The organism is Paraeggerthella hominis (genome assembly GCF_021044775.1).
Classification (GTDB): Bacteria; Actinomycetota; Coriobacteriia; order Coriobacteriales; family Eggerthellaceae; genus Paraeggerthella; species Paraeggerthella hominis.
On record NZ_JAJNOQ010000015.1, the window covers coordinates 24,302 to 32,172 of the forward strand.

At 59.6% G+C, this 7,871-nt stretch carries 5 protein-coding genes; 4 read left to right on the plus strand and 1 reads right to left on the minus strand.

Features of this window, described 5'->3' with window-relative positions; translation table 11 throughout:
- The first annotated feature begins 2 nt into the window (after positions 1–2).
- Both LQE90_RS11900 and LQE90_RS11905 read left to right on the plus strand, forming a co-directional pair.
- The gene (locus LQE90_RS11900) at positions 3–1,091 is read left to right on the plus strand and encodes a restriction endonuclease subunit S (protein WP_216529952.1); all 1,089 of its coding nucleotides are present in this window, start codon (positions 3–5) and stop codon (positions 1,089–1,091) included.
- Positions 1,088–4,180: a type I restriction endonuclease subunit R gene (locus LQE90_RS11905; RefSeq protein WP_216529953.1), complete on the plus strand. Its 3,093-nt coding sequence runs from the start codon at positions 1,088–1,090 to the stop codon at positions 4,178–4,180. Before LQE90_RS11900 ends, LQE90_RS11905 begins: the two co-directional genes overlap by 4 nt.
- 921 nt (positions 4,181–5,101) lie before the next feature.
- Here the strand turns inward: LQE90_RS11905 and LQE90_RS11910 are convergent.
- Positions 5,102–6,532: an IS3 family transposase gene (locus LQE90_RS11910; protein ID WP_092197605.1), complete on the minus strand. Its 1,431-nt coding sequence runs from the start codon at positions 6,530–6,532 to the stop codon at positions 5,102–5,104.
- Positions 6,533–6,645: 113 nt separating this feature from the next.
- Here LQE90_RS11910 and LQE90_RS11915 point away from each other — a divergent pair, with 113 nt between their 5' ends.
- Together LQE90_RS11915 and LQE90_RS11920 are read left to right on the plus strand one after the other, a co-directional pair.
- Positions 6,646–6,936 carry a hypothetical protein gene (locus tag LQE90_RS11915; RefSeq protein ID WP_216529954.1) on the plus strand — a complete coding sequence of 97 codons (291 nt, stop codon included), beginning with the start codon at positions 6,646–6,648 and terminating at the stop codon, positions 6,934–6,936.
- Positions 6,937–6,947: 11 nt separating this feature from the next.
- Entirely contained in the window at positions 6,948–7,706 is a 759-nt protein-coding gene (locus LQE90_RS11920; RefSeq protein ID WP_216529955.1) for a DUF262 domain-containing protein, read from the plus strand.
- The last annotated feature ends 165 nt before the right edge of the window (positions 7,707–7,871 follow it).

The following is a 7,871-nucleotide window of genomic DNA, read 5'->3' on the forward strand; positions in this document are numbered from 1 at the left end:
CCATGAGCAGGATAGACGAGCTCATCGAGCGCCTCTGCCCCGATGGGGTGGAGTTTAGAGAACTGAAATCTGTTGCAAAGATTGTTGGCGGACGCGATTACAAAGAATTTGGCGAAGGCGAAATTCCTGTATATGGCAGCGGCGGAATTATGACTTATGTTGATACCGCCGCCTATGAAGGGCCTTCTGTTCTTCTTCCCAGAAAAGGTTCTATTAGCAACATTTTCTATGTTGATGGCCCTTTCTGGAATGTGGATACCATTTTCTACACTGAAATCGATGAGTCTCTGATTAACCCGCGCTATTTTTATCACGTAATGCTCAACGAGCATATTGAGAAGTTGAATACCGCAAATGCAGCGCGCCCTGCATTGACGAGAAAAGTTCTGGACGCAATACGCATCCCTGTTCCTCCCATGGAGGTCCAGGAGGAGATCGTGCGGGTGCTAGACTCCTTCGCGGAGCTGGAGGCGGAGCTGGAGGCGGAGCTGGAGGCGCGCAAGGCGCAGTATGCCTTTTACCGTAATCGGATGCTTGACGACATCACCGCTGACGAAGTTCCGCTGTCTAAGCTTGCCGCAATTGGAACTGGAAGTCATGACACAAAAGATGCGATCGATGGCGCGGAGTATGCGTTTTACGCACGAGGCACGTTGCCACTTCGTCTGAATACGTATGACTTTGACGAAACAGCAGTTATCACTGCTGGCGACGGCGCTGGTGTCGGAAAGGTGTTTCATTACGTTGATGGCAAATATGCTCTTCACCAGCGTGCGTATCGCATGGTCCCAAATAAGGAGTTGCTTGATTCGCGGTTTTTCTTCCATGTATTAAATGCACATTTTTACGACTACATAATGACAAATTGCGTTTCGAGTTCAGTCGCGTCCATTCGCAAGAAAATGCTGGACAATTTTCCAATCCCGTTGCCGAGTCTTGAAGAGCAGCGTCAGATAGCCACCGATCTCGACAAGTTCGATGCTCTCGTCAACGACATTACCCAGGGTCTTCCTGCAGAGATCGAGGCGCGTCGCAAGCAGTACGCCTATTACCGCGACAGGCTCCTGGCCTTCAAGGAGAAGACCGCATGAGTGAGATCAACTATGAATATACAGGCATGCCGACTCCGCAGGACGCCGCCTCGTTGGCAGACGCCCTGCCTGGCAACGTCGACTTTGACGTCATGGCCTTCGGCGGCCAGGCGACGGTCTGCTCGGCCCTGCCTAAACAGCAGAAACGCTCGACGTCGTATCAGTCGGAAGCCCAGCTGGAGGACGCCTTCGTAAAGCAGCTCTGCCGCCAGGGCTACGAGAGGCTCGTCATCTCCAGCGAAGGCGACCTTATTGCCAACCTGCGCAGGCAGCTCGAGGCCCTGAACCGCGTCTCCTTCTCCGACAGGGAGTGGTCCCGCCTGTTCAAGGGCTGGATCGCGGCGGACAACGACGGCATCGTGGAGAAGACCCGCCGCATCCAGCGCGACCACGTCTACGCCCTGCAGATGGACGACGGATCCGTGCGCAACGTCTCGCTCATCGACAAGCGCAACGTGCACAACAACCGCATGCAGGTGATGAACCAGTACACGCAAGAGGGCAATTACGAGAACCGCTACGACGTGACGGTGCTGGTGAACGGCCTGCCGCTCGTGCACATCGAGCTCAAGCGCCGCGGCGTGGCCATCCAGGAGGCCTTCAACCAGATCGAGCGCTACCAGCGCGACAGCTTCTGGTCCGGCTGCGGCCTGTACGAGTACGTGCAGATCTTCGTCATCTCCAACGGCACCCACACCAAGTACTACTCCAACACCACGCGCTTCAGCGCCATCGAGGAGCGCGCCGGAAAGAAGGCCCGCGGCAAGAAGACCTCCAACAGCTTCAAGTTCACCAGCTGGTGGGCGGACGCCGACAACATGCCCATCTTCGACCTGGTGCCCTTCACCGCCACCTTCTTCGCGAAGCATGCTCTGCTGAACATCCTGACGAAGTACTGCGTCTTCGACGTGGACGAGAAGCTTTTGGTCATGCGCCCGTACCAGATCGTGGCCACCGAGCGCATATTGAACCGCATCCTCATCAGCGAGAACGACAAGTCCATGCTGGGAACCCTGCGCGCCGGCGGCTACGTGTGGCACACCACCGGCTCCGGCAAAACGCTCACCAGCTTCAAGACCGCTCAGCTCGCCAGCCAGATGGCGGGCGTGGACAAGGTCATGTTCGTGGTGGACCGCAAGGACCTGGACTACCAGACCATGCGCGAGTACGACCGCTTCGAGAAGGGCGCGGTTGACGGCAGCGAGTCCACGGCCGTGCTTTCCAGGCAGCTTGCCGACCCCGAGTGCCGCATCCTGGTGACCACCATCCAGAAGCTCTCGTGCTTCATCAAGAAGAACAAAAGGCATGGCGTCTACGGCCAGCACTGCGTCATCATCTTCGATGAGTGTCACCGCAGTCAGTTCGGCGACATGCACGTGGCCATAACCAGGCACTTCAAGAACTACCACCTGTTCGGCTTCACCGGCACGCCGATCTTTGCGGAGAACGCCGGTAGCGGAAAGATAGCCAACCTGCGCACCACCGAGCAGGCTTTCGGCGACAAGCTGCACACCTACACCATCGTGGACGCCATCCGCGACGAGAACGTGCTGCCGTTCAGGGTGGACTACATCAAGACCATCCGGGAGCGCGACCAGTACGAGGACCAGAAGGTCTACGACATCTACCGCGAGGGCGCCTACAAGGCGGCTGCTCGCGTGGACCTGGTGACCAGCTACATCCTGGATCATTACGCCCAGAAGACCAAGCGCACGAGCAGCTACGACCTCAAGGGCCAGCGCGTCATGGGCTTCAACTCCATCTTCGCCACCGCCTCAATCGACATGGCGAAGGTGTACTACTCCGCCTTCAAGCGCATCCAAGCCGAACGCGCCGGCGAGAAGCTGAAGGTGGCGCTCATCTACAGCTTCGGCCCCAACGAGTCCGATGACGGATGCGGCCTTCCCGACGAGAGCTTCGACACCGAGAGCCTGGACACCCCCAGCCGCGACTTCCTGGAGGCCGCCATCGGCGACTACAACGCCATGTTCGCAACCAGCTTCGACACCAGCTCCCAGGGGTTCCAGAATTACTACAAGGACCTCTCCGAGCGCATGAAGAAACGTCAGGTGGACCTGGTCATCGTGGTCAACATGTTCCTCACCGGCTTCGACGCCACCACCTTGAACACGCTGTGGGTGGACAAGGACCTGAAGGACCACGGCCTCATCCAGGCGTTCAGCCGCACCAACCGCATCCTCAACTCCGTGAAGACCTACGGAAACATCGTGTGCTTCCGCAACCTGGAGGACCGCGTGAACCACGCGATCAGCCTGTTCGGCGACAAGGAGGCGGGCGGCGTGGTGCTGCTCAAGCCCTATGCCGAGTACCTTGCCGAGTACAACGACCGCCTGGACCAGCTGCGAGGGCAGTTCCCGCTTGAGGCGATTCTCTCCGGCGCCGTCATCATGGGCGAGGAGCAGCAGAAGGCGTTCATCCGCCTGTTCGGCGTGATCTTGCGCCTGCGCAACATCCTCACCGCCTTCGACGATTTCGCCGAGGATGACTCCCTGAGCCCGCGGGACGAGCAGGATTACCGCAGCGTCTACACCGACCTGTACCAGAAGTGGCGCGGCGAGAAGGAAGAGGCCGCCATCATCAACGACGACCTCGTCTTCGAGATCGAGCTGCTGAAGCAGGTCGACATCAACATCGACTACATCCTGATGCTGGTGCAGAAGTACCACGACACCAACTGCACCGACAGGGTGATCATCGGCGACATCGAACGCGCCATCTCCGCCAGCTACGAGCTCCGGAACAAGCGCGACCTCATCCATGCGTTCATGGACAGCCTGGTCTCCAGCAGCGACGTCGCGGCCGATTGGGAGAAGTACGTGGCGGAGGCCAAGGAGCGCGAGCTTGCCGCGATCATCGCCGAGGAGGCTCTGGACGACGCTGCAACCCGCGAGCTCATGGCAAACGCCTTTGTCGACGGCGGGGTTCCTGAAAGTGGCACCGAGGTCGCCAATCTCATGACCAAGAAGCCCAGCCGCTTCGCACCGGCTAACGCGTATGCGGACATGAAGGCCCGTGTGCTTGAGCGCTTGAAAGGGTTCTTCGACAGGTTCAACGGATTGGGAAGGTAATTGTTCATGACTGTAATTGAGAGGCCTTTCTCTGATAAACGATTGGCTGACTTGCTTGCCAGCAACGATGTAAATCTCAAAAGGGAGATTGATTCGTTGTCCGATGGCCAGCTGCTTGGCAACAGCCACGACTACTTAGTCGCATACTTTCTTGAGAAGTACACTTTCGAGAGCCTGTCCCTCGGTGATGAAGATCCCTCCATGCGAAAGCAAGAGCGCTGCAAGATTTCGAAATATCTGCATGACCCTTTCGATCGCGGGATGTACGGAAGGGATTACGTCGAAGTCGACGGGGTTCGCGTTAGTTTTGCGTATCCATATCACGGCAATGCTGATCTCTTTAGGTGCAAAGCGAGCACTTTCTCCCTCTCTGGATATCCAAGCATAGAGGTGCAGAAAGGGTACATTGTGCTTAAATCCGAGCGACAAATCTACAGCAACGCCGACGCTCCAAGCGGAAGAGAAATCGCGGCAGAGCTAAACTCTCAGTCTGAGTCCATTCGCTCTGGTGTCGAGTATCTTGCTCGAGATATTGCCGCATACAATTCGACGCTTTCTTCAAGCATCGAATCCGCTTTGGCCAAACGCGAGAACCTTTCCAAAAAGCTAACCAACCTCTTCGCGGAATTGGAGATTCCAGTTGAGCAGAAGAAAACCGCCGACGGGAACATCGCTCTCAGGAAGAAGCTTCGCCTCGAGTCAAAACCCGAAAGCCGCGAAACGAACTGCTATATCAGCGACGTCATATACGAAGAAATCCTCGATATCATCCGGAACTGCTATGCAACTTGCGAGAGAACACCAGCTACCTACACGAGTCTGGACGAGGAGGCTCTCAGGGATCTCGCTCTTGTTCCCCTGAATTGCCAATACGAAGGTCGAGCAACAGGCGAAGGGGGTGCGGACGTTTTTCCGGACGGCCTAGGCGGCCAGCCCCAGCCGCCTCCTGCGGCCGGCTATCGTATCGTACACCTTGCGCCCTCCCTCGTCGAACGCCTTCAGCCTCCCCTCCCGGTACCAGCGGATCCACTCGGCGAGCTCGGCGGCGAACCGCTCGGCGGAGACCCCGCGCCAGTCCCTCCCGTGGAAGAACTCGACCTTGAGCCTGCCGAAGAACCCCTCGCAGGCGGCGTTGTCCGGCGAGTGCCCCTTGCGCGACATCGACCTCTCCACCCCGGCCTCCCCGCAGGCGCGGACCCAGTCGGGGGTGCGGTAGTGCCAGCCGCGGTCGCTGTGGAGCGTGAAGCCGCCCCCGGCGGCGGCCACGGCGCCGGCGAGCATCTCGGCCACGAGCGCCTTGGACGGCGAGGTGCCCACCGAGAAGGCGGCGACGTCGCCGTCGAACAGGTCGACGGCCGGCGAGAGGTACACCTTCCGCGGGTCGTCGGGCAGCCTGAACTCGGTGATGTCGGTGACCAGGACCTCGCCGGGGGCGGCGGCCGAGAAGTCGTGCAGGTCGCGGCCGGCGTCGACCAGCAGCAGGTTGGGCGCCGCCGCGCGGCCCTCCTCGCCGGCGTAGGAGCTGTAGCGGGCCGCCCGCGGGGCGCGGGCGCGCAGCCCCTCCTCGGCCATGATCCGGCGCACCACCTTCTCGGAGACCGCCACCGGCCGCGCCGGGTCGAGCCCCGCCGCGCCGCGGGCCCGCTGCGGCGCGCCGGCGCCCCGCGCGAGCTCGGCGCGGACGCGGCGGTAGCCGTAGGCGCCCCCGGACGCCTCGAAGGCGGCCCGGACCAGGGGCCGCAGGGCGGCGTACGGGTCGGGCGCGGAGGCCGCCGCCAGGCGGTCGTAGAACGTGCTGCGCGGCAGGGACAGCGCCGCCAGCGCCGCCCGCAGCCCGAAGCGCCCCCTGAGCCGGTCAGCCAGCGCCGCCCTCTCCGCCGCCGTCAGGGCGGACAGGTCGGCGCCTGGGTCTTTTTTTAGTATGTCGATCGTCCCCTCGAGGACGGCGTTGCGCAGCTCCAGCTCCTCGCAGCGGGCCCTGAGCTCCTCGAGCTCCGAGGGCGCCTCGCGGGGCTCCGGCGCGCGGGCGGCGATGTCCGAGTCGGTCATGAGGGAGAGCGCCCCTTCCTCGCGGAGCCGCCGGCGCCAGCCGGAGACGGCAGCGGCGGTGACGCCGGCCTCGGCGGCGAGGTCGGCGGCCCGCTCCCCGGCCTCCAGCCGCGCGACGAGCTCCATCTTCCTGTCGAAGGGCAAGTATACGGCCTTCTTGCGGGGCGGCGGGGCGACGCCCGCCGCCTTCGCCCAATTTACAACGGCCGTGCGGCTGCAGCCGGCCAGCTCGGCCGCCTCGGTCAGGCTGAACCCCGCCGCGACGGCCTCCACGGCGAGCTCCCTGGTCTCCAACGGGTACATGCGGACTCCAATCCGGACACCGGAGTGTCCAACTTTTTGTCCGCACCCCCGAAACGTTCAGAAACAAGGGTAAAACTGACATAAGCATCGAGGAAAAGAACAGGGCCGCTTTTGTGGCCGAATGCAAGATATGGAAAGGCCGGAAGAATTTCACAGCAGCCATTGAGCAGCTCTTGGGCTATTTGACCTGGAGAGACTCAAAAACCGCCTTGCTGATATTTTCCAGGAACAAAAATTTCAAGGAGGTGCTGCAGGCCGCGAAGGAAGCTTTGAGCGAAGACGATCGCTGCATCAGCTTGAAAGAGCCGCGAGAAAACGAATTCGACTGCAAGTATGTGTTTGAAGGAAAACCTGGGGATACAACCAGAATCCGCGTCATGGTTTTCGACCTGTATTATTCTTGAAAGGAAAGCATTTGAAAGGCGAAGAACGGTATCTATTGAATCTTCTCGAGGACACAAAGACCAGGTTCGTAATCCCCGTTTATCAGCGCAACTACGACTGGAAGATCGAGAATTGTAAGCAGTTATTTGATGATCTCGAGGATGTGATAACCGAGGGCGTCGAGAGCCATTTCTTTGGCAGCATCGTTTCGAAGGCTGACGGACCAGATACCCGCATCGTTATCGACGGCCAGCAAAGAATCACAACGTCATACCTTCTTCTGCTTGCCCTCGTGAGCAAGCTGAGGTCCGGCGCCATCTCTTCCGAAGACGACAGCCTTGCGGACATGATCAACGAGGAATACCTCATCGACAAATGGCATAAGTCGGAGCGAAAGCTGAAGCTTAAGCTCATTAAGGACGACCAGGCTGCCTTCGAAGCAATCTATTCGGCCAATGCGGAGAAGTTCATCCAAGACTCCAACGTCACGCAAAACTTCATCTACTTCTGCGGCCGCATAGACAAAACCAAGCTGACCGCGGATCAGCTGCGTGATGCCATTGAACGCCTAATGATCATCGACATTAAGCTCGACAAGGAGGATGACGCCCAGCGAATCTTCGAGAGCCTTAACTCTACGGGCCTCGACCTGAACGAAGGCGATAAGATCCGCAACTTCATCCTCATGGGTTTGGACGCCCGAATGCAGGAAGAGTATTACGAGAAGTACTGGAACGAGATCGAAAAAAACAGAGGCTTCGGTAGTTTGTGTGACAAGGGGCTAGCCTAGGCGGCAACGCTCTTCGCTCCCTTCACGCCCTTCTTCCTCGCCTTCGCCGGGCGACCCGGGAGCTGGGGCTGGCAGTCGCCGCACCTGAGCATGAGCAGGGCCACGAGGTTGTCGGTGTTGCGGAAGCCGTAGCCCATCCTCACCGTCACCTTGATCTTGTTGTTG